This window comes from Streptomyces sp. NBC_01235, from assembly GCF_035989285.1.
In the GTDB taxonomy this organism is placed as follows: domain Bacteria; phylum Actinomycetota; class Actinomycetes; order Streptomycetales; family Streptomycetaceae; genus Streptomyces.
Genome location: NZ_CP108513.1, coordinates 9,619,877 through 9,644,433, shown reverse-complemented (window position 1 = coordinate 9,644,433; position 24,557 = coordinate 9,619,877). Strand labels below are relative to the sequence as shown.

24 protein-coding genes, 1 pseudogene and 1 riboswitch are annotated in these 24,557 nt (G+C 72.4%); of the genes and pseudogenes, 1 reads left to right on the top strand and 24 read right to left on the bottom strand.

Features of this window, described 5'->3' with window-relative positions; genetic code table 11:
- Window positions 1–13: 13 nt before the first annotated feature.
- Complete coding sequence (locus OG289_RS43445) at window positions 14–2,053, bottom strand: LuxR C-terminal-related transcriptional regulator (protein WP_327319508.1); 2,040 nt, start codon at window positions 2,051–2,053, stop codon at window positions 14–16.
- Between the two features lie 78 nt (window positions 2,054–2,131).
- On the opposite strand from OG289_RS43445, the gene absR1 reads away from it, so the two are divergent.
- Window positions 2,132–3,217 (top strand): beta-glucuronidase AbsR1, encoded by a 1,086-nt coding sequence (absR1, locus tag OG289_RS43440; protein ID WP_327319507.1) that lies wholly within the window; start codon window positions 2,132–2,134, stop codon window positions 3,215–3,217.
- A 112-nt stretch (window positions 3,218–3,329) separates the two neighbouring features.
- Here absR1 and OG289_RS43435 read toward each other — a convergent pair whose 3' ends face one another.
- The 23 genes and pseudogenes from OG289_RS43435 to OG289_RS43325 all read right to left on the bottom strand — a co-directional run bounded on the left by OG289_RS43435 (window position 3,330) and on the right by OG289_RS43325 (window position 24,506).
- Window positions 3,330–4,478, bottom strand: coding sequence for an LLM class flavin-dependent oxidoreductase (locus tag OG289_RS43435; RefSeq protein WP_327319506.1), 1,149 nt, complete (start codon window positions 4,476–4,478; stop codon window positions 3,330–3,332).
- Window positions 4,471–5,577 (bottom strand): LLM class flavin-dependent oxidoreductase, encoded by a 1,107-nt coding sequence (locus tag OG289_RS43430; RefSeq protein WP_327319505.1) that lies wholly within the window; start codon window positions 5,575–5,577, stop codon window positions 4,471–4,473. Before OG289_RS43430 ends, OG289_RS43435 begins: the two co-directional genes overlap by 8 nt.
- Window positions 5,574–6,950, bottom strand: coding sequence for an NtaA/DmoA family FMN-dependent monooxygenase (locus OG289_RS43425; protein WP_327319504.1), 1,377 nt, complete (start codon window positions 6,948–6,950; stop codon window positions 5,574–5,576). Before OG289_RS43425 ends, OG289_RS43430 begins: the two co-directional genes overlap by 4 nt.
- Before the next feature lie 19 nt (window positions 6,951–6,969).
- Window positions 6,970–8,187 carry an LLM class flavin-dependent oxidoreductase gene (locus OG289_RS43420; protein WP_327319503.1) on the bottom strand — a complete coding sequence of 406 codons (1,218 nt, stop codon included), beginning with the start codon at window positions 8,185–8,187 and terminating at the stop codon, window positions 6,970–6,972.
- A gap of 118 nt (window positions 8,188–8,305) precedes the next feature.
- Window positions 8,306–8,449 carry a putative leader peptide gene (locus tag OG289_RS43415; protein ID WP_327320981.1) on the bottom strand — a complete coding sequence of 48 codons (144 nt, stop codon included), beginning with the start codon at window positions 8,447–8,449 and terminating at the stop codon, window positions 8,306–8,308.
- An 11-nt stretch (window positions 8,450–8,460) separates the two neighbouring features.
- Complete coding sequence (locus OG289_RS43410; protein ID WP_327319502.1) at window positions 8,461–9,210, bottom strand: GNAT family N-acetyltransferase; 750 nt, start codon at window positions 9,208–9,210, stop codon at window positions 8,461–8,463.
- 85 nt (window positions 9,211–9,295) lie between these two features.
- The gene (locus tag OG289_RS43405; protein WP_327319501.1) at window positions 9,296–10,318 is read right to left on the bottom strand and encodes a transporter substrate-binding domain-containing protein; all 1,023 of its coding nucleotides are present in this window, start codon (window positions 10,316–10,318) and stop codon (window positions 9,296–9,298) included.
- Window positions 10,319–10,391: 73 nt separating this feature from the next.
- A complete protein-coding gene (locus OG289_RS43400; protein WP_327319500.1) occupies window positions 10,392–11,195 on the bottom strand; it encodes an amino acid ABC transporter ATP-binding protein in 804 nt (267 codons plus the stop codon).
- The gene (locus OG289_RS43395; protein WP_327319499.1) at window positions 11,192–12,172 is read right to left on the bottom strand and encodes an amino acid ABC transporter permease; all 981 of its coding nucleotides are present in this window, start codon (window positions 12,170–12,172) and stop codon (window positions 11,192–11,194) included. The genes OG289_RS43400 and OG289_RS43395 overlap by 4 nt, the downstream gene beginning before the upstream one ends.
- 412 nt (window positions 12,173–12,584) lie before the next feature.
- Window positions 12,585–12,704, bottom strand: a riboswitch (SAM riboswitch).
- Window positions 12,705–12,771: 67 nt separating this feature from the next.
- Window positions 12,772–13,671 carry a glutathione S-transferase C-terminal domain-containing protein gene (locus tag OG289_RS43390; protein WP_327319498.1) on the bottom strand — a complete coding sequence of 300 codons (900 nt, stop codon included), beginning with the start codon at window positions 13,669–13,671 and terminating at the stop codon, window positions 12,772–12,774.
- A 149-nt stretch (window positions 13,672–13,820) separates the two neighbouring features.
- Window positions 13,821–13,940: a putative leader peptide gene (locus OG289_RS43385; protein ID WP_327319497.1), complete on the bottom strand. Its 120-nt coding sequence runs from the start codon at window positions 13,938–13,940 to the stop codon at window positions 13,821–13,823.
- Between the two features lie 131 nt (window positions 13,941–14,071).
- On the bottom strand, window positions 14,072–14,860 hold the full coding sequence (locus tag OG289_RS43380) for a hypothetical protein (protein ID WP_327319496.1): 789 nt from the start codon (window positions 14,858–14,860) through the stop codon (window positions 14,072–14,074).
- Window positions 14,857–15,615, bottom strand: a complete 759-nt coding sequence (locus OG289_RS43375; RefSeq protein WP_327319495.1) for an ABC transporter ATP-binding protein — start codon at window positions 15,613–15,615, stop codon at window positions 14,857–14,859. Before OG289_RS43375 ends, OG289_RS43380 begins: the two co-directional genes overlap by 4 nt.
- Window positions 15,612–16,322: an ABC transporter ATP-binding protein gene (locus OG289_RS43370; RefSeq protein WP_327319494.1), complete on the bottom strand. Its 711-nt coding sequence runs from the start codon at window positions 16,320–16,322 to the stop codon at window positions 15,612–15,614. Before OG289_RS43370 ends, OG289_RS43375 begins: the two co-directional genes overlap by 4 nt.
- Complete coding sequence (locus tag OG289_RS43365; protein ID WP_327320980.1) at window positions 16,303–16,929, bottom strand: ABC transporter permease subunit; 627 nt, start codon at window positions 16,927–16,929, stop codon at window positions 16,303–16,305. The genes OG289_RS43370 and OG289_RS43365 overlap by 20 nt, the downstream gene beginning before the upstream one ends.
- A 347-nt stretch (window positions 16,930–17,276) precedes the next feature.
- Window positions 17,277–17,597 (bottom strand): annotated as a pseudogene (locus OG289_RS43360) (TetR/AcrR family transcriptional regulator); the annotation flags it as partial.
- Window positions 17,491–18,303 carry an NAD(P)-dependent oxidoreductase gene (locus OG289_RS43355; RefSeq protein WP_327319493.1) on the bottom strand — a complete coding sequence of 271 codons (813 nt, stop codon included), beginning with the start codon at window positions 18,301–18,303 and terminating at the stop codon, window positions 17,491–17,493. The gene OG289_RS43355 and the pseudogene OG289_RS43360, both read right to left, overlap by 107 nt.
- A 111-nt stretch (window positions 18,304–18,414) precedes the next feature.
- Window positions 18,415–18,915, bottom strand: a complete 501-nt coding sequence (locus tag OG289_RS43350; RefSeq protein ID WP_327319492.1) for a DoxX family protein — start codon at window positions 18,913–18,915, stop codon at window positions 18,415–18,417.
- Window positions 18,912–19,835 (bottom strand): alpha/beta hydrolase, encoded by a 924-nt coding sequence (locus tag OG289_RS43345; protein WP_327319491.1) that lies wholly within the window; start codon window positions 19,833–19,835, stop codon window positions 18,912–18,914. Before OG289_RS43345 ends, OG289_RS43350 begins: the two co-directional genes overlap by 4 nt.
- Window positions 19,832–21,505, bottom strand: a complete 1,674-nt coding sequence (locus tag OG289_RS43340) for a thiolase C-terminal domain-containing protein (protein WP_327319490.1) — start codon at window positions 21,503–21,505, stop codon at window positions 19,832–19,834. The genes OG289_RS43345 and OG289_RS43340 overlap by 4 nt, the downstream gene beginning before the upstream one ends.
- Entirely contained in the window at window positions 21,502–22,854 is a 1,353-nt protein-coding gene (locus tag OG289_RS43335) for a cytochrome P450 (RefSeq protein ID WP_327319489.1), read from the bottom strand. Before OG289_RS43335 ends, OG289_RS43340 begins: the two co-directional genes overlap by 4 nt.
- Window positions 22,855–22,874: 20 nt before the next feature.
- Window positions 22,875–23,066, bottom strand: a complete 192-nt coding sequence (locus OG289_RS43330) for a ferredoxin (protein ID WP_327320979.1) — start codon at window positions 23,064–23,066, stop codon at window positions 22,875–22,877.
- Between the two features lie 57 nt (window positions 23,067–23,123).
- On the bottom strand, window positions 23,124–24,506 hold the full coding sequence (locus OG289_RS43325; protein WP_327319488.1) for an ABC transporter substrate-binding protein: 1,383 nt from the start codon (window positions 24,504–24,506) through the stop codon (window positions 23,124–23,126).
- Between the last annotated feature and the right edge of the window lie 51 nt (window positions 24,507–24,557).

Below are 24,557 nucleotides of genomic sequence, written 5' to 3'. Positions count from 1 at the left end.
GGGCCCGGCCTGCTCAGGCCGGCTGCTCCACCAGCCACGGCAGGGCCCCGCGGTCGCCGGCGCCGAGGCGGGTGTAGGCGCTGTAGAGGTGGTTGCCGACGGTACGGACGGACAGGGTGAGCCGTTCGGCGATCTGCCGGTTACTGAGACCGGCCGCGGCGAGGGTGACGATCTGCCGCTGACGGGCGGTGAGTTCGCCCAGGACCAGGCCCGACAGCGCCGGCGTGCGGGCCCCCTGGCAGCGTCGGGCCAGGGCGACGGCACGCGTACGGGCGGTGCGGGCCGCGCTGGGGTCGCTGTGCGCGCGTACGGCCTGCGCGTGCGCCTCGGCGGCGAAGAGGAGGAACCCGCGCTCCTCAAGCTCGGCGGCCACCGCGTCCAGGGCGGGACCGTCGCCCCGCGCGAGCGCACGGGCGTGACGGGCGAAGACGCCGTCGGCCGGGAGCTGGGGTGCGGCCCACTCGGGGGCCCCGAGCCGGACGGCGTCGTAGGCCGAGTAGGGGTCGTGACCGGTGCGAGCGTCGCACCCCTCGGACAGGCCCCGGGCCGCGCGAGCGTCGCACCCCTCGCACAGGCCCCGGGCCGCGCGAGCGTCGCAAGACGCGTGATCGCCGCGGGCTGTGCCGGCCCCACAACCCGCGGACAGGCTCTGGCCCGTGTCGGCGCCGGACCCTGCGGGCAGGGGCCGGTGCGCGTGGGCGGAGCAGGTGACGGCGGTCTCAAGGGTCTTCAGGGCGGTGTCGAGGTCTCCGCGGGCGGCGGGCGGCCAAGCGGCTGTGCCCGGGTGGTCGGCGAGGGGTTCGACCAGTGCGCCCGTCTCCCCCGACTGGGCGGCGGCCAGGGCCAGTTCGGTGCGGCAGACGTGGTCGTGCGGGGCCTCGGCCAGGCCCTCCCTCGCCCAGGCCGCCGCCTCGCGCAGTTCTCCCCGCAGCCGTGAGAACCGCGCGCGGACGGCGGCGTACCACGGCGGTACCGGTTCCCCCTCCGCGACGAGCCACTCCCCCACGGGCGTCGGCGCCGTGCGGACGTCGGCCCGCTCGATGCGGCGGGTCAGCTCGGCCGCCTCGGCGTCGAGGGCGGGCGCGACGGACCGCCGTCGGCCGGTGAGCCGCCTCGCGCGCAGCCGGCCGGCCGCGGCACGCAGGACCGTGCCGTGCAGGGGGTGGGCCAGGCGGACGGTCGTCTCGTCGGCGGCGACGTCGAGAAGGCCGTCCGCCTCCAGGCGTTCGAGGGTCCGCAGGTCCAGGGTGTCCGCCGACAGCGGCAGCGGTTCCGCGAAGGCGAGGCGGTCGAGCGCCTCGCGTTCGTCGGGGCAGGGGCGGGTGAGGACGGCGGCGGTGCGTTCCCGCAGGGCCGCCGTCACCGGGACCCGGCCGCGCCACGTCCACTCGTCGGTGTCCGCGCCCCGGGTGAGCAGGCCCCGCTCGCGCAGCGCGTCCAGCAGGTCGCGCAGGAGACGCAGGTCGCCCCGGCACAGCCGGAGCAGACGGTTGGCGGTGAGGGGCTCCAGCGGCCCGCCGGCGCCGGCCGTGAGGAGCTGGACGGTCTCCTCGTGGGGCAGGGGTTCCAGGGTCAGACGGGGCAGCAGTTCGCCGGTCCACAGCCGGGAGACGGCGCCGGGCGCGGGCGCTCCGTCCGTCACGAGGACCAGCAGCCGGGTGCGGCCCTGGACGGCCAGCTGATGGACCAGGGCCGCGGAGGTGTCGTCCAGCAGGTGCGCGTCGTCGACCAGCAACAGCCGTATGCCCGCGAGGAGTTGGACGGCGCGGTGCAGGGTGACGCCTTCGGGCAGCAGATGGGCGAAGGCGGCGAAGGACTGATCACGGGTTTCGGGGGTGCCGGCCACCCGGGCGCAGTCGGTGCCGCGGACCGCCTCCATGGCGAGGCGGGTGCGGCCGCAGCCCGCCGGTCCCGTGATCACGATGCCCGGCCGGGCGCCCGCCAAGGAGCGGCGGACGAGCTCCAGTTCCTCGTCCCGGCCCGTGAACGGCCATGGCAGTCGCAGGGTCCTGGCGTGCGGTTCGAACGTCGTCACATCTACTGGAGTCGGCATACTCACCCCTGATACAGGGCGACTTGAGTAGCCCCCGACTCAGGCCCCCGGACGGTCCCGCACGGCACCCTGGAACCCATGACCGCCCGTTACTGCTCGCTCGCCCAGCAGTCGGCCCCCGTGTTCGCCCCGGGGCTGGCCGCCGAGCGGCTCGGCGCGCTGATGAGCGGGCGGCGGATGTGGGTCAACGGCACCGTCCTGCACTACTGCTTCTTCGACGGCGAGGGCGACGGGTCGGTCATTCCCCTGCCCGGCTCCGGGGGGACCCGGTGGGTGTCGTGGGTCGGCGGCGAGGACCAGCGGCAGGTCGTGCGCGACTGCTTCCGCGAGTGGCGGGAGCTGGGCATCGGGGTGTCGTTCACCGAGGTCGCCCACCGCTCGGAGGCGGAACTGCGCATCGGCTTCCAGCTGGGTGACGGCTCCTGGTCGACGGTGGGCCGGGACGCGCTGTCGGCCGGTCTCAACGAGCGCACCATGAACTTCGGCTGGGACCTGACCGCGCCCGGGGAACGTGCGACAGCTCTGCACGAGATCGGGCACGCGCTCGGCATGCAGCACGAGCACCAGAGCCCGTTCGCCGGCCTCCACTGGGACGACGAGGCCGTGTACGCCGACCTGGCGGGCCCGCCCAACCACTGGAGCCGGGACCGGACCTGGTTCAACATCCTGCGCAAGCTGGACCCGGCCGAGGTGAACGGATCGGTGTGGGATCCGCAGTCCGTGATGGAGTACCCCTTCTCGGCGGGGCTGATCCTCGAGCCCGAGCAGTTCCGCGGCGGTGTGCATCCGCCCGGCGCGCTGTCGCCGCTGGACAAGGAGTTCGTGCTCGGCTGGTACCCGCCGCTCGACACGCCCCGGCCGCCCGCGCTGGTGCCGTTCCGTTCGGTGCCGCTGTCGCTGGGACCGGGCGAGCAGGCCGACTTCACCGTCGAGCCGCGTGAGACCCGCGAGTACACCTTCGGCACCTTCGGGGAGAGCGACTCGGTGGTCGTGGTCTTCGAGGAGCGGGACGGCGAGCCCCGCTTCCTCGCCGGACACGACGACGCAGGCACGCCGCACAACGCCACGATCAGGGCCCGGCTCGTCAGGGGCCGCCGCTACTTCGTCCGCGTACGCCTGTACTCCGGCTGGGGTTCGGGCGAGACGGCCGTCATGTGCTGGTGAGCCGTACGGCCGCTCAGAGACCGCAGTCCGGCGCCGGGGGAAGCGCCGGGCCGTCACCTTCGGGGGAGGGTGACGGCCCGGCCACACCGGTTCGCCGTGGGACTCCCGTCCGTCAGCTGGACCGGGACGAGTGACCCCGTCGACGCCACTCCTCGGCGAGGAGTTCGTAGGAGCGGACGCGGTCGGAGTGGGCGTGGGTGATGGTGGTGACGAGCAACTCGTCGGCGTCGGTGGCCTCTTGGAGCTGCTCCAGCTGGTCGGCGACGCGGGAAGGGGAGCCGACGAACTGGGTGTCCGTCCGGTCCTGGACGAGGGCCCGGTCCTGGTCGCTCCAGGCGTGGGCGCGGGCCTCCTCCGGTGTCGGGAACTCGATCGCGCCCTCGGCGGTGCGGATGCTGCGCACCCACAGACCGTAGCCGGTGGCGAGTTCGTGGGCGCGGGCGTCGTCCTCGGCGACGACGACATCGGCGGAGACGCTCACGTACGGCGCGTCGAGGGACTCGGAGGGCTTGAAGCGGTCCCGGTAGCGGTCCACCGCCTCCAGGACGGTGGCGGGGCTGACGTGGTAGTTCGCGGCGAAGCGCAGGCCCCGGGCGCCCGCGACCTCGGCGCTCTGGCCGCCGCTGCTGCCCAGGATCCACACCTCGACGTCGGCGCCCTCGCCCGGTACGACGTGCGCCTCGACGCCCTCCGGGGAGCGGTAGGTGCCGGCCAGCAGGGCGAGGATGTCGTCGATCTGGCCGGCGTAGTCCTGCGATGCGGCGCCCGGGAGCAGGAGCAGCTTGCGCTGCAGGGCGATCCGGGGCGAGCCGAGCAGGCGTTCGAAGGAGAAGCGGGGCGGGATGAGCAGGCCGCCCGGGGCACGGCCGTCGACGACCGGGGTGGCCGTGGGCGACGGGGCCGCCTTCTCCCCCGGCGGACCGCCGCCCGAGCGGCCCAGGCCCAGGTCGAAGCGGCCGGAGTGCAGCGCGTCGATCAGGCCGAACTCCTCCACCGTGGACAGGGCGGTGCGGTGTCCGAGCTGTACGGCTCCGGAGCCGAGCCGGATGGTGGAGGTCGCGGCGGCCGTCAGAGCGAGGACGACCGCCGGGGACGTGCCCGCGACGCCGGGATTGAGGTGGTGTTCGGCGAACCAGTAGCGGGCGTAGCCGAGGCGTTCGGTGTGCTGGGCCAGGTCGATGGAGTTGCGCAGCGCGTCCGCCGCTGTCGAGCCCGAGGAGATCGGGACCAGGTCGAGCACGCCGAGCGGGATGTCAGGCATGGGTCGGCTCCTCGATCGTCGGCTCCTCGGTGGTCGACGGCGTCGGGAGCACCGGCGCCCAGGCGAACGGCGGGTCGGGTATCTCCTTGCGCAGCACCGACGCCACCTCCGACTGGAACAGCTCCAGCGAGTCGCGGTGCCGGACGTCGGTGAGGCCACTCGCGTCTGCGTGGAGGTGCAGCACGGTGTGGCCGAACTGCTCGTGGTAGCGGTGCACCTTGTCGATGACCTGCTGCGGGCTGCCGATCAGGGCGGAGCTGCGCTCGACGAAGTCCTCCAGGGACTCGAAGACGACGGGCAGTCCGGCCTGCTTCTGGAAGGCGAGCGTCCCTTCGAAGACAGGCCGGTACGCCTCGACGGCCTCCTGGGAGGTGCGGGCCACGTGCAGTCCCGCCGTGCCGGCGCCGACCGCGAGTTCGGCCGGGTCGTGGCCGTAGTGCTCCCAGCGTTCGCGGTAGTGGCGGATCAGCTCGGCGTAGGGCTCGATGGGGTTGGTGACGTTCGCGGAGAACAGCGGGTCGCCGTATCGGGCGGCCAGGTCGACGGACTCCTTGCTGGTGGCGCTGCCGTGCCAGACCCGGACGGGCTGCTGGTACGGCCGGGGCCACACCTCGGCGTCCGTCAGCTCCGGCCGGAACCGGGTCGCCGCGGTGACCTTGTCGTTGCGCCAGATCTGCCGGAACACCTCGTAGCTCTCGGCGTTGCGCTCCCACTGGTCCTCGGGCGTGACCTGGAACAGCTCGCGCTGGGCGGCGCCGTTGCCCTTGCCGATGATCAGCTCCAGCCGGCCGCCGGAGAGGTGGTCGAGGGTGGCGTAGTCCTCGTAGGCGCGCACCGGGTCGAGGAGGCTGAGGGTGGTGACGGCGGTGAACAGCCGGATCCGCCGGGTCAGGGCGGCCATGTGGCTGAGCACGACCGGCGGCGAGGAGGAGATGAACGGCCGCTCGTGCCGCTCCCCCACGCCGAAGCCGTCGAAGCCGAGCTCCTCGGCGAGCAGGGCGTTGTCGAGCACCTCCCGGAAGCGGTCCTGGGTGGGCTTCCGGATGCCGGTGACCGGGTCCGGGCGGTGCACGATCAGGGTGATGGCGAGGAACTTCACGATGCCGCCCGCATGGCACCCGACTCGTCGTCCGGGAGAGCGAGGCCGAGGTGGTCCCGGAGCGTGGTGCCCTCGTACTCGGTGCGGAAGACGCCCTGTTCCTGGAGGAGGGGGACGACCTTGTCGGCGAACTCGTCGAGGCCGCCGGGGGTGATGTGCGGGACGAGGATGAAGCCGTCGGCGGCGTCGGCCTGGACGTAGTCGTTGATCGTCCGGGCGACGGTCTGAGGGGATCCGACGAAGTTCTGGCGGTTGCCGGTCTCGATGACCAGGTCGCGGATCGACCAGTTGTTGGCCTCGGCGAGCTCCCGCCATTCGCGGGCGGTGGCCAGCGGGTCGCGGTACATACGGACCTGGGCGCGGCCGCGGGCGATGTGGTGCTCGCCGAGATCCGGTTCGATGTCGGGCAGGGGCCCTTCCGGGTCGTAGCCGGACAGATCCCTGTTCCAGACGAACTCCAGGTGCTTGAGGGCGGTGGCGCCGCTGACCTGCCGGCGGCGCACGTCCTTCGCGATCTCCTCGGCCTCGGCGTCGGTGTCGCCCAGGACGAAGCTCGCGGCGGGCAGGATCAGCAACTGGTCGGTGCGGCGGCCGTACTTGGCGAGGCGGGACTTGACGTCGGTGTAGAAGGCCTGGCCCGCGTCGAGCGTGGCGTACCGGCTGAAGACGGCGTCGGCGCCGGCGGCGGCGAACTCGCGGCCCTCGTCGGAGTCGCCGGCCTGGAAGATCACCGGGCGGCCCTGGGGGCTGCGCGGCACGTTGAACCGGCCGTGGATGTCGAAGTGCTGTCCCTCGTGGACGAAGGCCCCGGCCTTGGCGTCGCTCAGGAAGGTGCCCGTGCTCTGGTCGGCGACGATCTCGTCGCCCTGCCAGGAGTCGAAGAGCTCGTGGGTGGTGGCGAGGAACTCCTTGGCGCGGGAGTAGCGCTCCTCCTGCGGGAGGAAGCCGCCGCGGCGGAAGTTCTCGCCCGTGAAGGCGTCCCAGGAGGTGACGACGTTCCACGCGGAGCGGCCGTCGGAGAGGTGGTCGAGGCTGGCGAACTGGCGGGCCACCTCGTAGGGCTCGTTGAAGGTGGAGTTGATGGTGCCGGTCAGGCCGAGTCGGTCGGTGACGGCGGCGAGGGCGGCGAGGATCGTGAAGGTGTCGGGGCGGCCGACCACGTCCAGGTCGTAGATCCTGCCGCCCTGTTCGCGCAGGCGCAGGCCCTCGGCGAGGAAGAGGAAGTCGAACTTGGCGCGTTCGGCGGTCCGTGCGAAGTGGGCGAAGGAGCTGAACTCGATGTGGCTGCCGGCCCGCGGGTCGCTCCACACGGTGGTGTTGTTGACGCCCGGGAAGTGTGCGGCCAGGTGGATCTGCTTCTGCGGCTTGCTCATGGTGGGGTCTCCCTCCCGCTCAGGCGACGGCGGTCGCGGCGGCGTAGCGGTTGGCGGGGCGGGTCAGGCCGAGCAGCCCGCGCAGGGTGTCGGCCTCGTAGGCGCGGCGGAAGGCGTCGCGGCGCTGGAGTTCGGGGACGAGGCCCCGGGTGATGGCCGGGAGGTCATGGCCGGCGACGGCGGGGCGCAGCCGGAAACCGGTCAGGCCTGTCGCCTGCAACTCCTGGAGCAGGTCCGCGAGTTGGGCGGGCGATCCGGCGAATACCCGGGCGTCGCTCGTGTACTCCTCGCCGGCGAGGGCGTCGAGGCGGTCGAGGCGGGCGGCGGCCTCGGCCGGGTCGTCGTCGAGGAAGACGACCAGGTCTGCGAAGACATGCAGCGGCTCGGCGGCCCTCCCCGCCGCTTCCTGTTCGGCACGGATCTCGGCGACGATCGCCCGGGCCTGGGCGGTGTCGTGCGGGGTGACGTAGCCGACGTCGGCCGCGCGGGCCACCAGACGGTACGGGACGGTGTCGTGTGCGAGGGCGGTGACCAGGGGCTGGCCCTGCGGCGGGCGCGGGGTGATGGAGGGGCCCTTGACGCTGAAGTGGCGGCCCTCGAAGTCGATGTAGTGGAGCTTGTCGCGGTCGATGAAGCGGCCCGTGGCCACGTCCCGGATCTCCGCATCGTCCTCCCAGCTGTCCCAGAGGCGGCGGACGACCTCGACGTAGTCGGCGGCCTCGTCGAACAGATCGGCCACCAACTCCTGGGTGGCCGGGGCGTCGTAGGCCTCGATGCGGGGGATCGTGCGGCGGCCGAAGTGGGCGGCCTCGGTGGGGCGGGCGGTGATCTGGACGCGCAGGCCCGCGCGGCCGGTGCTCACGTAGTCGAGGGTGGCGATCGCCTTGGAGAGGTGGAACGGCTCGGTGTGCGTGGCCACCACGGTAGGGACCAGGCCTATGTGCCGGGTGAGCGGGGCGACGCGGGAGGCGACGAGGACGGCGTCGAGCCGGCCGCGCACCTGGTCGGTGCGGTCGTCCGGGTCGAGGAAGTGGGAGGACTGCGGGCCGAGGCCGTCCTCGATCGTCACGAAGTCGAGCAGTCCGCGCTCGGCCTCGGCGACCAGGTCGGCCCAGTATCCGGCGGTGAACAGCTCACGGGGTCGGGCGACGGGATCGCGCCAGGAGGCGGGGTGCCAGCCGGTGCCGTCCAGCGCGACGGCGAGGTGCAGAGGGGAGGAAGAGGGAGTCGAGGACACGAGGGCGCCTTCCTGGAGGTCCGTACGAGAGCGCCGGCCCACGCCGAACGAGGCGGCGGGGCAGGGCGGAGACGAGCGCAGCGAGATGGGGGTCCCCCGGCCGAAGGCTGGGGAAGGGTCAGGAGCTACAGAGCGCGCCGGCCACGCGCTGGAGGTCGATGTGGGGCCGGGAGTGGAGGTGTACGGCGTGGCATATGTGGATCACGGCCGTCCCCTCCCTCTTCTGGGCGCCGGCACGCTGCTCAGGCGGCACCTCACACATCTCGTCATGAGTCACAACGCCCCGACCTCGCCGGATGTTCCCGGCGTGCGCACCGACGCTATGGTCGAGCGGCGGCGGAGGATGAAGCCGAGGGACTCGTAGAGGCGGATCGCCGCGGTGTTGTCGGCGGCGGCGTGCAGGAACGGGGTGTCGCCACGGTCGCGGATGCCGGCGCCCACGGCTCGGATCAGCCTGGTGGCGAGGCCCTTGCCACGGTGGCCGGGGTCGGTGCAGACGGCGCTGATCTCGGTCCAGCCGGGCAGCCGCACCCGTTCGCCGGCCATGGCGATCAGGCGACCCTGGTGGCGGATGCCGAGGTAGGTGCCGAGGGCGATGGTCCGCTGGAGGAAGGGGCCGGGGCGGGTGCGGGCGACAAGGTCGAGAATCTCCGGCACGTCGTCGGGGCCGAGGCGTACGGCCTCGGATGCGGGTTCGGTGCGGAACTCCTCGGTGGCGACGAGCTGGACGCCCTCTCCTCCGCCGATGACCTCCCAGCCGTCGGGCACCCGTTGAACGGGCTTGATGCGTACGGGCGTTCCGGGGCCGACGAGGGTGAGCAGGTCGGCCCAGGCGGCCGGGTCCCCGGGGTCGGCGAGGGCGGCGAAGTCGTAGACGTCGGCCGGGTAGCGCGCGGCGCGGCCGACCCGGGCGGCGAGGTGGGAGTGCGGGCCGACGAGCGCGGCCCACACGGCGTTGTCGAGGGGGTGCGGGTGCGTGACGGTCGGAGCTCCGCCGCCGCGGAGGTCGATCGGGGTGGCCACGGAGGCAAAGTCCCTTCCTGTCGTACCTGTCGTTCCTGTCGTTTGCAACTCAACTTCCATGTGTCATCGCTATGGTGACGATCGATCAGGAGTTGTCCAGCGGCAGTCCGGGCGGGTTGATCTCGGACTTGGCGACGGCCTCGTTGGAGAGGATGTAGGCCGCCAGCCACTTGGCGTACTGCCCGTTCTCGATCAGGTAGTCGATGGCGTCCGCGAGCGGCTTGGCGAGGCCGCTGTCCTTCTTGGCGGTGGCGGCGATCAGGCCCTGGAGCGTCTCCCCGGCGCCGGAGAAGGTACCCGCGTTCCGCGTCGCACTGGCGGTGCCCGCGGTCTTGGCGACGTTGTAGGCGATGCCGGGGTTGGGGCCGAAGTACGCGTCGATCTTGCCGCTTGCGAGCGCCAGGTAGATGCCGTTGCGGTCCGGGTAGTACTTGATGGTGAGCTTCTTGCCCTCGGCCTCGAGCTTCTTCTTCCACTCCAGGAGGATCTTCTCCTGGTTGGTGCCGGAGCCCACGGTGACGGTCAGGCCGGCGAGGTTCTCGTAGTTGCCGTCGAAGTTCCACTTGCTGGACTTCTTCACCTCCCAGCCGAGGTTGTCCTGGCGGTAGGAGGCGAACTCGTACTTCTTCTTGCGCTCCTCGGTGTCGGTGACGTTGGAGAAGGCGACGTCGACCTTGCCGCTGTCGATGCCGACGAAGAGGTTCTCCCAGGTGAAGTTCTTCGTCTCGGGCGTCAGGCCGAGGACCGCGGCCACCAGGCGGCCGAGGTCGGGCTCGGCACCGGTGAGGGTCTTCTGGTCGTCGCCGACGTAGGCGAGCGGGGCGAAGCCGGAGGGCAGGGCGCCGATGCCGATGTTCAGCTTGCCGCTCTTCCTGATCGCGTCGGGCAGTTCGGCGCTGATGGACTTGACCTCGGAGACCTTCAGGGCGGTCTCCTTGGCGGCGCCGTTGGACACCCGGCCGATGGTCACGCTGCCGGCCGCGCTGTCGGTCGTGGTGGCGGCCTCGCTGTCACCACCGCAGGCGGCGAGCCCGGTGGCGAGGGTGGCGACCGCGGTCGCCGCGGTGATGCCGCGAATCAGGCTGCGTCGGGTGAAGTGGGCAGACATGGCCGTCCTTTGTGACTGATGTGACTGGGCGAGAGGGTGGTGGCGTGGGGGGAAGTCGTGGGGCGCGTCGGTGTCAGAGCACCTTGCTGAGGAAGTCCCGGGTCCGCTCGTGCTGCGGTGAGTCGAGGACCTCGTCGGGCGGGCCCTGCTCGACGATCTTTCCGCCGTCGATGAAGACGACCCGGTCGGCGACCTCTCGGGCGAAGCCGATCTCGTGGGTGACGATGACGAGGGTGGTGCCGCTGGTCGCCAGGTCCTTGATGACGGCGAGTACTTCGCCGACGAGTTCGGGGTCGAGGGCGGAGGTGGGCTCGTCGAAGAGGATGACGCCGGGGCGCAGCGCGAGGGCGCGGGCGATGGCGACGCGCTGCTGCTGGCCGCCCGACAGCTGCCGGGGGTAGGCGCCGGCCTTGTCGGCGAGGCCCACCCGGTCCAGGAGTTCGCGGGCCAGTTCCAGGGCGGCGGGCTTGGCGAGTTTCCCGGTGGCGACCGGCGCGGCGGCGACGTTGTCCAGCACGGTCAGGTGCGGGAAGAGGTTGAAGTTCTGGAAGACGAAGCCGATCCGGCCGCGCTGGGTCAGGATGGCCCGTTCGCTCAGCTCGCGCAGCCGGTCTCCGTGCCGGCGGACGCCGATCAGCTCGCCGTTGACGCCGACGTAGCCGATCTCGGGCTTCTCCAGGTGGTTGATGACCCGCAGCAGGGTGGACTTGCCGGAGCCGGAGGGTCCGAGGATCACGGTGACCTCGCCGGGCCGCACGGTCAGGCTCACGCCGTCCAGGACCCGGTGGGCGCCGTACCACTTGTGTACGTCGTGCACCTCGACGGCGGCGGGCACGACGGCGGCGGTCTCGGCGCTCTGTACGGTCTCGGTGGTCATACGGCGGCCTCCCGGCGGATGCGGGCCCGCAGGTCGGTGAGACCGGTCCGCAGTTTCTGAAGCGGCGTCGGCGGCAGGGAACGCGTGGCGCCCCGGGCGTAGTACCGCTCGACATGGAACTGGACGACGGAGACGAGGCTGGTCAGGATCAGGTACCAGACGGTGACGACCAGCAGCAGCGGCACGATGTCGCCGGGGTAGGTGGCCCCCATGGTCTGTGCGGTACCGAACAGGTCGAGCAGCGACACGTAGAAGACCAGCGAGGTGGACTTGACCAGGCCGATCAGCTGGTTGACGTAGTTCGGGGTGATCGACCGCAGGGCCTGCGGAAAGACGATCTTCCAGAACTGGTAGCGCTTGGGCAGGCCGAGGGCGGCGGCCGCCTCGTGCTGGCCCTGGTCGACGGAGAGGATGCCGCCGCGGACCACTTCGGCCGCATAGGCCGCCTCGTTGAGGCTGAGGCCGACGACGGCGATCACCATGTCGGTGGCCAGCCGGGACTCGTCGAAGCGGAAGAACGCCGGGCCGAAGGGGACCCCCACGCTCAGGGTCTGGTACAGGGCGCTGAAGTTGTAGAGGAAGAGCAGCACCACGATCAGCGGGATGGAGCGCAGCGCCCATACGTAGGTCCAGCTGACCGCGCGCAGCACCGGGCTCTTCGAGAGCCGGGCGAGGGCGAGCAGGATGCCGCCGAGGAGGCCCAGCGCCGCGCTGTAGGCGGCCACTTCCAGGGTGATCAGCAGTCCGTCGAGAATCACCGGCCGCAGGAACCAGTAGCCGAAGCGGTCCCACTGGTAGAAGGGGTTGGAGATCAGCCCGTGTGCGAACTGTGCCACCAGGACCAGTGCCACGGCGGTGGCGATCCAGCGGCCCGGCCGGCGCAGCGGCTGGACGCGCTGGGCGGTGAGCTTCTCTGACGGGGTGTCGATGGCGGGTGCGGCCTCGGCGAGGGTCACGGCGCCTGGGGGTTCACTCATGGGAGGCTCCGGCGGGAGTCGGACACCCCGGGGCACGGCGATCGTGGACGGCTCGGGCGCGTCGGAGGCAGGGCGGCGGCGGGGCGCTCTGCGTCGGGAACGCGGCAGGCACGGCGCACGGATGCGTACGGCAGATCCGGGGTGGGGCGGACAACGGCACACCGCTGGGGCGGTGTTCGTCAGGAACGCGAGGGCGGGGCGAAGGCTGGCGGGAGGGGGGTCAGCCCTGACAGCCCCGACAGCGGGCACGGCCCGGTGCGGTACACAGTGCGCTGTTCACGCGGAGGAGGTCGACGGCGCGATTGGCGACGAGGATGTCGAGGTACGGCCGTACGCAGCCCCGGGGGCGGCGGGGAGCCGTCCGAGGAGCTGCGTACATGTCCGTCACCGTCACCGTTCCGGCCCCTTGGGGCCCTCGCGCTTACCGATACGTCGTTACCGAAACGTCGGTCCGGTCGTCACCTGGGGCACCCCACCGCGGAGCGAGGGTTGCCGGTCAGCAAGCCAGGGCTTGTCGCTGACGCTCATGACCGTTCTGGGCCGTAAGTAAGACAGTTGCCCGAACGGATGTCAACGCCGGTCCAATGAGTGGACCGGGCTCAGGGGCGGTTGACCTGCGGTCGGTCCTCGGCGCCGTCCGCCGCGTGGGTCTCCCAGTCCAGGATCTGGACAGCCGCGCCGGCGGCCTCCAGGCCCTGACAACGGGCGTGGTGGCGGCGGGCGATGGCGTCCAGGTCGAGGTGGGCGCCGAAGGCCGGGTGGGCGGCCAGCCGGCGGGCGTAGGCCCACAGGGCGGGGTGGCCGGCGATGCGCTGCACGGCGGCCGCGTCGAGGTGATTGCGGTGCACGGTGTCGAGTTGGACCAGGGTGACCCACAACTCGACGTCCGCTGCGGTGATCTGATCGCAGATCAGGTACTGATGCGCGCCGAGCCCCGGCTCCAGCACACCGAGCGTGGTGAGCAGCGTGTCGAGGGCGGCGGCGCGCTCCGCCTCCTCGGCGTCGGCCGCTCCGGCGCGCTGCGCGGCCGCCTCGATCCCCTGCGCGCACATCCGCTCGACGGCCTCGATCTGCGACTCGGCGCCGCACGGGTACAGCGTGGCCCGGCCGCCGCCGAACCTCCGGGCGAGGTCGCGGGCGATGTCGGGGCCGTGACTGCTCACGATGCGCCCCGACCAGTCGTCGCTGAGCACGGGCGCGAGGGCCGGTCCGGTGTACCGGTGCGCGCTGGCGTCGTACAGCGGGCGCAGCGCGGAGTGGCCGCCGTCGGGACAGTCCGGGACGGCCGGGAGGAAGGTGACCGGGCAGACCCGGTCCAGGCCGAGGAGGCTGTGGGTGACGGCGATGCGCAGACAGTCGGGATCGGCCGCTGCCAGGTGGAGGCGGTAGCGGCCGGGCACGGCGTAGTGGCCGCTGCGCGCGTCCCGGCCGATCCGGCCCCGGAAGGCGGGGGCGGGCCGGGCGGACGGGTGGGCGGCGGCCAAAGGTGTGACGGACATGACTCTCCCTGGGGGCGGGCGCGCTGAGGACGTGCGCGCGGCGGTTGCGACGTCGGGCGGGAGGGCGTGGCACTCGTCCACGCGCGCCGGACGAAGCGGTGCCGAGAAGGGCACCACCGGGGCGGTTCGGCGCGCGGACGGGCCGGAGCTCAGCCCAGGGGGATCGCGCTGCAGACCCGCTGCAGGTCGATGTGACGGCGGGAGGTGAGAAGGGGCGACGACCACGCCGTGCGACTCGCTCGGCTGGTGACCGGCTCCTGGCGCCCCATTGTTTCCCTACCTGTTCACTAGGATTCCGGAATCGAGTGTCGATCCGCCTGGAGCGCCCGTCAAGAGGGCGTCCACCAGGTGAGTACCGGGCGCACCCGGTGAGTCCGTGGGTCAGGGAAGAGCGGGTTCCTCAGTCGGAGGCGGGCAGCGCCTTGGGCGCCCTGATGGTCAACGGCTCGCCTCCGTAGGTCAGTGGGCCCGCGCCGGAGGTGGTGCAGAGCAGTTCGAGGGTGTCGGCGGCGTCCACGTACCGCTTGCCGACGAGTGTGCCGGGGGCCTCTGAGGTGGGTGGCCCGGCGGGGACCTGTCGGGCGGGGAGCATGGGGACACCGCCGCATTCGACGGTGGCCGAGGCGTCCTCGGGGGCCCGGATCACGATCACACGGGTGCTGCCGGTGGCGGCGGCGAGCTGGTCACCGGGGCGCGGGGTCGGTGCGGGGGACGACGCCATTGCGCGGTGCTCCTTCTGCCGGGGGGCGAGTGCTGTCGCGGCTGGGGTGGTCAGGCGCTCCCCCAGTCGGTCCAGGTCGAACGACTGACGGGCGAGCCAGAAGCGCAGGAAGCCGGTGAGCGAGTAGCGCAGGAACAGCGCGCCGCCCACCACGGCGGCGGCGACCCCGCCGAGGCCGAGGGCGAGCGCGTCGCCCTGGCCGAGGCTGGAGTCGGTGGCGTGGGCGAGCGGGAAGGCGAGGCCGCCGAGGACCAGCCCGGCGAGCATCAGCAGCCCGCCGAGGCGGAGCCAGAGGGCGGCGCGGGCGGCGGCGGGGTCGGGGATCTTCAGCTCGGCGAGTGTGCGGACGAACCGGTCGGCCCGGTCGGTCTGTTCGGACCGTCCCGCCGGGCCCGTCCGATCCGTCCGATCCGTCCGATCCGTCCGATCCGTGTGGTGGGTGTGGTGGGTGTGGTGGGTGCTGGTCATGCGGTGCTCCCCAGGTAGTAGGAGGAGAGTTCGGCGTGCAGGGAGCTGTCGGGGTGCCCCTGCCACTGGATCCGGCCGCGGACGAGCACGGCGGCGTGGTCGGCGATCTTCAGTACGGCGGCGGCGAACTGCTCCACGACGAGGACGGCGACCCCCTGGCGGGCGATCTCGGCGACGAGTTCGTACAGTTCGCCGACGACCAGTGGGGCGAGTCCCATGGAGAGCTCGTCCAGGAGCAGGACGGCCGGGTCGGTGGCCAGGCCCCGGGCGAGGGCGAGCATCTGCTGCTCACCGCCGGAGAGGGTGCCGGCGTGCTGGGTGCGGCGGCTGCCGAGGACGGGGAAGCGGGCGTACGCGCTCTCCTCGATCTCCTCCCGGCCGCGGCCGGTGAAGGTCATCATCAGGAGGTTCTCGCGGACCGTGAGGTTGGGGAAGACGCCCCGGCCCTCGGGGATGAGGCAGACGCCGGCGCGGGCGAGGTCGCCGGGGCGGATCCCGGTGGCGTCCCGGCCGCCGAGCAGGATCCGTCCGCCGCCGGGCGGGTGGACGCCGGAGGCGACCTTGAGGACGGTGGTCTTGCCCGCGCCGTTGGGGCCGAGGAGCGCGACGACCTGGCCGGCGGCGACCGCGAGGTCCACGCCGTGCAGGACGGTGATGCCGGCGTAGGCGGCCCGGATGCCCGCGAGTTCCAGCAGGGGCCTCTCGGGCGACCGGCGCGCGGGGTGCGCCGGCGGGGCGGTCCCGGTCGTGGTCATGTCTCCCCCAGGTAGGCCGCGAGCACGGTCTTGTCGCGCTGGACGCGTTCGGGCGGTCCGGCGGCGACGACTTTGCCGAGGTCGAGAACGTGGACGTCGTCGCAGACCGTCATCACGAGGCTCATGTCGTGTTCGACGAGGAGGACGGCGGTGCCGTCGGCGGCGAGGGCGCGCAGCAGGGCGGCGAACCGTTCGGTCTCCTCGGCGTCCTGGCCCGCGGCTGGTTCGTCGAGGAGCAGGACGCGGGGCCTCAGGACGAGGGCGCGGCCGACCTCGACGAGGCGGGCGATGCCGGTGGGCAGGGCGTCGGCGGGGGCGTCGGCCTGGTCGGTCAGGCCGAGCCGGGCCAGGACCGCGTCGGCCGTGCGGGCCGCGTGCCGGCGTTCGGGGCCGAGTTCGGCGGCGACGAGGAGGTTGTCGCGGACGGAGAGCCGGCCGAAGAGTTCCAGGTGCTGGAAGGTGCGGGACATGCCGCGCCGGGCGCGGCGGGCGGGGCCCTCGCGGGTGATGTCGCGGCCGTCGAGACGGACCCGGCCGGTGCGGGGGCGGCGCAGGCCCGAGACGACGTCGAACAGGGTGCTCTTGCCGGCCCCGTTGGGTCCGATGAGCCCGGTGACCCGGCCTGCCTCGGCGGTCAGGGACACGGCGTCCAGGGCCCGGCGTCCACCGAAGGAGACGGTCACCTCCTCAGCCTGTAGCAGTGGCACGGCTCAGCACCTCCCCGTCCTCGGGCCGCCAGGGCCGGCGCACTCCCCACCACTCCAACGGCAGCTCGAGGGGCGCTTGTTGACGGGCGGCTGCCCGGATCCGCAGAGCCACGGCGGCGGCGAGGGCGACGGCGAGCAGGAGTCGGCCGTCGGCCGCCCCGAGCGCGGCGAGCAGCCAGCACCCGGCCAGTACCGCGCCCAACGCCCCCAGCAGCAGCCGTTCTCGGGCGAGCGGCGCCCACTCGGTACGGAACCGGGCGATGACCCCGCTGGGGCTGTGCGCGAGTCCCATCCCGGCGAGGGCGATCAGCAGGGCGGACAGGTCCTGGGCCCAGCTGCCTAGTTCGCCGAGCGCCTGCGTCGGCACGACGAACGCGACGCCCGTGAAGAGGCCCGCTCCGACATGGCCGAGTCCGGCGATGACCGCGATCAGGAAGATCGGCAGCCCGGCGACGAGGTTGAACTGCTCGGCGGTGACCGTCTGCACCTGCATGCCGTAGAGGGCGCCGCCCAGTCCCGCGAGGCCGGCCGACAGCGCGAAGACGGCGACCTTCGCGCCGAGGAGCCGTCCGCCGAGGGTGGCGTACGCGGCCTCGCTGTCGCGCAGGGCGATGAGCCGGCGCCCGAACCGGCCCCGGCGCAGATGAAGGCGAAGACGGCGGTGGCGCCGGTCCGGGTGTCCAGGCCGCTCGGCAGCCGGTCCCCGTACCGGGCGGCGAGGTGCTCGGTGAGGTGGTCCTGGAGAGCGCGGCGGCGGTCGCGGACATAGCCGCGGGCGGGTTCCTGACCGGTCACCGCCTCGGCCAGCACCACGCTGTGCACCCGGGCGAGGGTGGGGTGGTCCTGTTCGAAGGCGACGGTCTCGGCGAAATCGCCGGCCCAGTCCTCGCCCAGCCTGCGGTCGGCCAGGTTCTCCCGGTTGAGCCGCTCGCGAAGGTTCAGCACCTCCAGGAACAGCCGCTTCTTGCTGGGGAAGTAGTGCAGGACGCCCTGCCGGGTGAGCCCTGCTCGCTCGGCGACGGCGTCGATCGAGGTGCCCTTGAAACCTCGGGCGGCCAGCACCTCCAGCGCCGCTTGGAGGATCTCCTCACGCCGTGCGGATGCCACAGGCCGACCCTTTCCGCCGTTGGACGGGTGTCCGCTCACAGTAGCGATTCCGGGATGTTCCTCACAGACCCATGGCACGCAGCGCTGCGCGGGCGGCCTCCTGCGCCGGTCCCGGAACCGCCGGTCCCGGAGCCGCCGCGCCCGCCACCTCCTCGAACAGCCGCACATCTTTGGCGAGCAGTCCGCCCGCGTGGCCGGCGATCCGGTCGAGTGTCCCGCCCGCGTCGACCAGTCGCTCCAGCGCGAAGCTCGCGGAGCTGCCGCGCGGGAGGATCCGGCCGAGGCCGTCCGGATCCAGGCCCAGTCGGCCGCCCAGCGAGAGGGCGTCGGCGGCCAGTCCCAACTGAGCAGTGAACAATAGGTTGTTGAGGAGTTTGGCGATCTGTCCGCTGCCTGTGGGACCGAGGTGGACGACCGGGTCGCCGTAGGTGGCGAACACCGGGCGGCAGGAGACGAAGGCCTCGCTGTCCCCGCCAGCCATGACCAGCAGGGTGCCCTCGCCGGCGGCGCGTCCGCCGCCGCTGACGGGTGCGTCCAGCACGGACACGCCCTGGGCGCCGGCCCGCCCCGCGAGACGACGGCAGGTGTCGGGGTGGACGGTGGAGTGCACGGCGATGATCCCGCCCGGACGAAGGCCGGCGAGCACCTCTTCGCCCACCTGCCGCACGTCACCGTCGTCGACCACGCACAGGCACACCAGGTCGCTGGCGGCCGCCAGTTCGGCCGGTGAGCCCGCGGTCCTGGCGGCGGTGTCGGCGAAGGGGACGAGGGTGGCGGGCCGCCTGGCCCACAGGGTGGTCTCGAAGCCCGCCTCGACGATCCGGCGGGCCATGGGCGCGCCCTGGCCGCCCAGTCCGATGAAGCCCACATGCATGGGGTCTCTCCTCAACTCGTCTTCACCGGCCTCAACTCGACCGCTTCGGCCTCAACTCGTCTTCTCCGACCTCAACTCGACCGCTTCGGCCTCAACTCGTCTTCTCCGACCTCAACTCGTCTTCTGCGGGCGCCAGAACACGGCCAGCAGACCGGCCGTCGCGACGACACCCACCCCGAGCACCACTCCGGCGCCCGCCCACCCGGTCACACTGATGTCCGCGGCCTCGTCGATCGCGTACTCCCCCGGCCCCCACGCCCCCAGCGCCACCGCGAGGACACCCAGGACGAGGACGTACTCGTAGCCCTCCTTGAACACGAAGAACCCGTTGCGCCGGTGCGCGAGCAGCCCCGCCACCAGCATCACGGACAGCACCGCCGCACAGGCCAACGGCGTGAGGAAGCCGGCCAACAACAGGACCCCCGCGCCCAGTTCGGTCAGGACACTGAACCAGGCCTGCAATCGAGGGCGGGTCAGGCCGAGGCCGCCGAACCAGCCCGCCGTGCCGCTTATGCCCCCTCCGCCGCGCCAGTGGTTCCAGCCGTGGGCCACCATGACCACGCCGAGAACGCCCCGTACGAGCAGCAGAGCGGTGTCCGAAGCCTCACTCATCCCCACGTCCCCTTCTCCGTCGGCAGCGCCTGCACACCCAGCGCGCACTCCTCGACGAAGGCGAGGACATTCAGGTGGTAGGCGACAGCGGTACGGCCGACGCTGGTGTTGTGGCCGGCGCCCGCCTGTTCGTGGCGTACCACCCGTGGGGCTCCGGTGAACATGGAAGCGAGGTCCGCAAGTCCCTCGGGTCCGTTCGCCCACACCTGCTCGTACTCGGCGAGGGTGAGGTGCACGGGCACGGGGACCCGGGCCGCGAGCTGCGCGAACTCCTCCTGCCAGCCCTCGCGGTGGCCCTCGTAGGCGGGTGAGGCGGCGCCGATACGGCGGCCGCCGTGCACATCGGGCGGGTAGGCGTGTGGCGGATGCCACAGCGCCTGGCGGATGTGGGGACGGGCACGGCTGGGGTCGCGCCGCCACTCCTCCATCGCGCGTACCGCCCGCGGGTGGTGGACGCGTCCCATGCCGGCCAGCTCCACGCCGAGCAGTTCGGCGCCGCGTGGGTCGCTCGCCATGCGCACGGTGAGTTCGCAGCCCGCCGAGTGCGCCCAGACGAACACGCCGACCCCGCGTTCCAGGCCCTCCAGCAGCGCCTCCACGGCCGTGTACGCGAAGTCCGTGCGCTGCTCGGGCGTCCGCATCCGCTCCTCGTGCGCCGCGGAACTGCCGTAGCCCGGTCGGTCGAGGGCGATCACCGTGAAGCCCGTCGCGGCCGCCGTCCGCAGGAGCGAGAGCCGCGGGTGGCCGGGATGGTCGAAGTAGGCGGAGGTGGTGGCGCCGCCGTGCAGGGCCACGATCACCGCCTGCGGCCTCGCCACCTCGGCGACCAGGGCGGAGGCGGGGACGCCGCGCACGTCGACGACCTGTCGCCGTACGGCGGGGACGAGTCCGGGTTCCACCGAGGGTGTGGGTGAGGTCATCCGTCCGTCCTGAGCAGGAGTACGCCGCCGGGGGTGAGCCCGCCGCTGGAGACGACGGCGGTCCGCGCGCCCGCCACCTGCCGCGCGCCGGCCTCGCCGCGCAGTTGGAGCACGGCCTCGTGCAGCAGGCCCATGCCGTGGGTGCGGCCGTGCGAGAGCTGTCCGCCGTGCGGGTTGAGGGGGACGACCCCGTCGCGGGCGATGTTCTTGCCGCCGTCCAGGAAGTCGCGGGTCTCGCCGATGCCGCAGAAGCCGAGCGCCTCCAGCCAGGACAGGCAGTTGAAGGTGAAGCCGTCGTAGAGCAGCGCCACGTCCACGTCGGCGGGGCGCAGCTCGGTGCGGGTCCACAAGTGGGCGGCCTGGCCCAGGACTTGAGGTTCGTGGGTGAGGGTGGCCTGGTCCCACTCGGGGCGCTCGACGATCTGGGTGCCGACGGCCTCGATCCGTACGGGCGTCCCCGGCAGGTCGCACGCGACGTCCGCCGCGGAGACGACGACGGCGGTCGCCGCGTCGCAGGGCACGTCGCAGTCGTACAGGCCGAAGGGGGTGGTGATGGTGCGTGCGGACAGGTAGGCGTCCATGGTGAGCGGGTCGCGGTAGATCGCGTCCGGGTGGCGGGCGGCGCCCGCGCGCTGGTTGAGGGCGATCCAGCCGAGGGTCTCGCGCGTGCTGCCGTAGCGGTGCATGTGGCGCTGCGCGTTCATGGCGAGCGCTATCGCGGGCGACACGGCGCCGAAGGGTTTGAACCAGCCGTCGGGGCCTGCCGGTCGAGGAAGCCGGATCCGTCCCTGCCGGACGAGTTCGGCGTGCGTGGCCTCCCACACGGTACGGAAGCACAGCACGTGCCGGGCCAGTCCGGCGGCCACGGCGAGCATCGCGGAGATGACGGTGCCGCCGGGGCCGAAGGTCTCCATGGCGCCGTTGTGCCAGACCGGGCGCACCCCGAGGGCCGACTCCAGGGCGGTGAGGCCTCCCTCGGCGAAGCCGCCGTACACGCCGCCGCCCGGGTAGGTGGACAGGCCGTCGATGTCGTCGAAGGTGAGTCCGGCGTCGGCGACGGCCTTCTCGCAGGCCTCGACGGTCAGTTCGAGCGGCGGGACCATGAGGCGGCGGCCGAGACGTGAGGCTCCGGCGCCGCTGATGACGGCCCGTTCCTCGAACTTGCGGCTCTTCGAGGGCGTCCGGACGTGGGCGCGCATCCGCTCCGGTGCCGGGTCGTCGGGCGGGAGCGGGGCCGGGGGCGACTGCTGGGCCGTCGGGCGGAACAGGGGCAGCCAGGTCTCGCCCGCCCGCTCGAAGACGACCTCCATGCGCATGCCGAGGCGGAGGTCCTCGGGCGCGCAGTCGACGAGGTTGGTCGTCAGCCGGACGCGGGGGTCCTCCTCGATGGCGACCTGGGCGACGACGAAGGGCGAGGGCAGACCGGGGAACGGGAAGCGGTGGTTGAGCGTGAAGCCGATGAGGGTGGCGCGGCCGGAGACCTCGCGGACCGCGGTGGCGTGCGAGCGGCAGTGCCGGCACACCGGCTGCGGCGGATGGATCAGGGCCTCGCAGGCGGTGCAGTGCTGGAAGCGGAGCCGCCCGTCGTGGCCGGAGGTCCAGAAGAACTCGCTCTCCTGGGTGGTCTGCGGCTGCGGACGGGCGGCGGTTGCCTCGGGCGGGGTGCTCAACGGATCTTCGCCTCCGCCTTGCGGACGGTGACCGGCTGCGCCAACCCCTGTTCGTCGCAGGCCTGTTGAAGGGTGACGAGGGTCTCCTCCAGGCCTGGGCCGAGACGGGACCCCGGGGTGAAGCCGGCCGGCAGGTGACGCATGCCCTGGATGACGCCGATGGTCTCGTAGTGGACGGTGCCCTCCGGCTCGCACACGAAGTCCGGTACCCGGTCGAGGACTTGGAGGAGCATCCGCTTGAAGACCGTACGGGCCACGTTGGATCCGATGCAGCGGTGGATGCCGAGGCCGAAGGCGGTGTGCCGGTTGGCGGGGCGGGCGAGGTCGACATCGTCCGGGTCGGTGAAGACGGCCGGGTCGCGGTTGGCCATCGCCCACGACAGCCACAGCCGGTCGCCCTCCTTGAACTCCTTGCCGGCGATCGCGCAGTCCTCCGCGACGGTACGGCCGTCCCCGGGCGCCGGCGTGAAGTAGCGCAGGAACTCCTCGGTCCCCGAGTCCAGCAGGGTGTCCCGTTCGCGGCTGAGCCGGGCGCGTTCGTCCGGGTGGTCGGAGAGCCACTCCAGGGCGTGGGCGGTGAGCGCGGTGGTGGTGTCGAAGCCGCCACCGATGAGCAGGGCGAGGGCGCCGACGAGGTCCGCGTCGGACGGCGACCGGCCGTCGACCTCCATCCGGGCGAGGGCATCGGCGAGACCGGGGCGGGGGCGGGCGCGGACCTCGTGGAGGGTGGCGCCGATGTCCTGGAGCATGGCCTTGTGGGCCTCGACCACGCGGGCCATGCCCGGCGAGTTCGGCGGGGTGTAGACGCCGGCGTGGGCGGGTTCGTTGTACAGCTCCCACTTCTTCAGCGGGATGCCCATCATGGCGAGGGTGAAGACGGCGGGGACGATGTTGGCGAGGTCGTCGACGAAGTCGATGCGGCCGGACTCGATCCGCTCGTCGAGGCAGGCCCGGGCCACCTCGTCGATGAAGGGGATCCAGCGGGCGACGGCCGCCGGGGACAGATACGGGTTCAGCGCGTTGCGGTAGGCGCGCTGCTCGGGCGGGTCCATCTCCAGGAAGCCGCCGCGGATGCCTCGCCCGCGGGCGGGCGCGGGGATGTTGATGCCCTGGTAGCCGCGCCGCTCGCCGTGCACGTCGTGGTCGTTGGAGAGCTTGTCCTGCTCGCGGGCGAAGGCGAGCAGTTCGCGGTTGCCCGCGGCCACCCAGTGGCCGCCGTAGGTGTCGGACCAGGCGAGCGGGCAGCCCGCGTGGAAGGCGCGGGTCTGCTCCTCGAACCGGTCGCGGTACTCGGGGGCGTGCCGGTCGAAGTGGACGCGGGGCTGTTTGCGGGTCTCGTCGTCGGTCATCGGGTGCCTGCTCTCTGCGCTCAGAAGACGCTGATCGCCCGCTCGGGGCAGGACCGGACGGCCTCGACGACGCGGTCCTCCTGGCCCTCGGGGACCTCCTCGACGGCCGGTGCCGAGTGCCCGTCGATCTCGCTCAGTTCGAAGACCTCCGGGGCGCGCATGAAGCACAGGGTGTGGCCCTGGCAGCGTTCGGGGTCGACGCGTACCTTCACGTCACTCAACTGCCCTTCGTTTGCGGTCGGTTCAGGTCCGGTCAGGGTCAGGTCAGGTCAGGTCAGGTCGGACGGGGACTTGCCGACGGAGGCGAGGGTGGCCGGCTCGCCGTAGTTCCCCTTGTACTTGTAGGCGACCGCGTCGCAGCGGTAGGCGCCCTGGTCCGGCTTGAAGTCCGCCGGCTGCCAGCCCTTGGTCGTCGCCTCGACGACCGAGTAGCACTTGGGCGGTTCCTTCGAGGCGAGGTCGAAGGGGGCCTGGAGCCCGCCCGCCGTCCAGTCCGTGTTCTTCAGCGCGTTGTCGTCCACGCACTTGCGCGTGAGTTCGGCGCAGTCGCGGGCCGAGGTGGCGAACAGCAGCCAGGCGGAGAAGGCGCGCAGCATGGGGTAGGTGACCTGCTTGCCGGGCGCGTACTTCTCGAACAGGTCGATGACCTGTTGGGTGGCCGGGTTGTCGGCCGCGCTCTCCAGCGGGGCGGTGGCGAAGAGTTCGGCGTAGTTGTGCTGCTTGGCGAGGGCGGTGCCCGCGAGTTGCTGGAAGGCGGGGCCGTAGGCGTTGCTGTTGGCGTCGATCCAGTCGGGGGTGTAGCCGATGTTGGTGAGGGCCTGCTCCAGCTTGGCGAGGCTCGCGAAGTCCCCCAGGAAGACCAGGCCCTTGACGCCCTTGTTCTTGATGGACTGGGCGTAGGGGGTCCAGTCGGAGACGCCGGCCGCCGGGTAGAGGTCGTTGTAGGACACCTTGCCGCCGAGGCCCGCGATCGCCTCCTTGAACTGCCCCGCCATGACCTTGGTGACCGGGACGTCGCCCGCGATGATGCCGGCCTTCTGCGCCGAGTCCGGGTACTTCTCCTTCATCAGCCACGCGTAGTAGCCGGCGTACTGGAAGTACCCGGCGGTCGGCTGCGAGGCCATCACCTGGAGGTCGGAGCCGATCGCGCCGATCTGACTGGACTGCGCGGGGAAGGTGGGCAGCAGGCATTTCAGCCGGTCCGGCGTGCCCAGACTGTCCAGCGCGGATCCGCCGCCCACGAGCGCGAAGTCCGCCTTGCAGGCCTGAAGAACGCCCTGGCGGACCTGCATCAGCTTCGTGTCACGGGTGACGGGGACGATCTCGCGGCCGTTGATGCCGCCGGCGGCGTTGCACCAGGAGGTGAACACCTTCGCGGCGTCCGGGAACTCGGAGTTCTTGGTGAAGCCGACGTCCGACATGACACCGACCTGGATCTTCTTGTCGGTGACGCCCTGGACGGCCGAGGTCTTGGCGGTGCCGGGGCCGCACACGTCCTTGAGGGTGCCGAAGTCGGCCGAGGCCGGGGGCGCGCCGGCGGCCGGGGTCGCCTTCTGCGCGGCGTCGGTGCCGGTGTCGTCGTCGGAACGGGTGGAACAGCCGGCCAGCAGCACCGCGACCACGGTGACCGAGCCGATCAGCAACCTGCGCAAGGTGCCTCCTCGGGGAGCTCGGACGCCGTCGTCCGAGGGAGGTGACGAAAA

What these genes read in the sequence shown, in the direction of transcription:
- OG289_RS43445 (WP_327319508.1), bottom strand. Translation starts at nt 2,053, where the DNA reads ATGCCGACTCCAGTAGATGTGACGACGTTCGAACCGCACGCCAGGACC.
- absR1 (WP_327319507.1), top strand. Translation starts at nt 2,132, where the DNA reads ATGACCGCCCGTTACTGCTCGCTCGCCCAGCAGTCGGCCCCCGTGTTC.
- OG289_RS43435 (WP_327319506.1), bottom strand. Translation starts at nt 4,478, where the DNA reads ATGCCTGACATCCCGCTCGGCGTGCTCGACCTGGTCCCGATCTCCTCG.
- OG289_RS43425 (WP_327319504.1), bottom strand. Translation starts at nt 6,950, where the DNA reads ATGAGCAAGCCGCAGAAGCAGATCCACCTGGCCGCACACTTCCCGGGC.
- OG289_RS43415 (WP_327320981.1), bottom strand. Translation starts at nt 8,449, where the DNA reads ATGTGTGAGGTGCCGCCTGAGCAGCGTGCCGGCGCCCAGAAGAGGGAG.
- OG289_RS43405 (WP_327319501.1), bottom strand. Translation starts at nt 10,318, where the DNA reads ATGTCTGCCCACTTCACCCGACGCAGCCTGATTCGCGGCATCACCGCG.
- OG289_RS43400 (WP_327319500.1), bottom strand. Translation starts at nt 11,195, where the DNA reads ATGACCACCGAGACCGTACAGAGCGCCGAGACCGCCGCCGTCGTGCCC.
- OG289_RS43395 (WP_327319499.1), bottom strand. Translation starts at nt 12,172, where the DNA reads ATGAGTGAACCCCCAGGCGCCGTGACCCTCGCCGAGGCCGCACCCGCC.
- OG289_RS43390 (WP_327319498.1), bottom strand. Translation starts at nt 13,671, where the DNA reads ATGTCCGTCACACCTTTGGCCGCCGCCCACCCGTCCGCCCGGCCCGCC.
- OG289_RS43385 (WP_327319497.1), bottom strand. Translation starts at nt 13,940, where the DNA reads ATGGGGCGCCAGGAGCCGGTCACCAGCCGAGCGAGTCGCACGGCGTGG.
- OG289_RS43380 (WP_327319496.1), bottom strand. Translation starts at nt 14,860, where the DNA reads ATGACCAGCACCCACCACACCCACCACACCCACCACACGGATCGGACG.
- OG289_RS43375 (WP_327319495.1), bottom strand. Translation starts at nt 15,615, where the DNA reads ATGACCACGACCGGGACCGCCCCGCCGGCGCACCCCGCGCGCCGGTCG.
- OG289_RS43355 (WP_327319493.1), bottom strand. Translation starts at nt 18,303, where the DNA reads ATGCATGTGGGCTTCATCGGACTGGGCGGCCAGGGCGCGCCCATGGCC.
- OG289_RS43350 (WP_327319492.1), bottom strand. Translation starts at nt 18,915, where the DNA reads ATGAGTGAGGCTTCGGACACCGCTCTGCTGCTCGTACGGGGCGTTCTC.
- OG289_RS43345 (WP_327319491.1), bottom strand. Translation starts at nt 19,835, where the DNA reads ATGACCTCACCCACACCCTCGGTGGAACCCGGACTCGTCCCCGCCGTA.
- OG289_RS43335 (WP_327319489.1), bottom strand. Translation starts at nt 22,854, where the DNA reads ATGACCGACGACGAGACCCGCAAACAGCCCCGCGTCCACTTCGACCGG.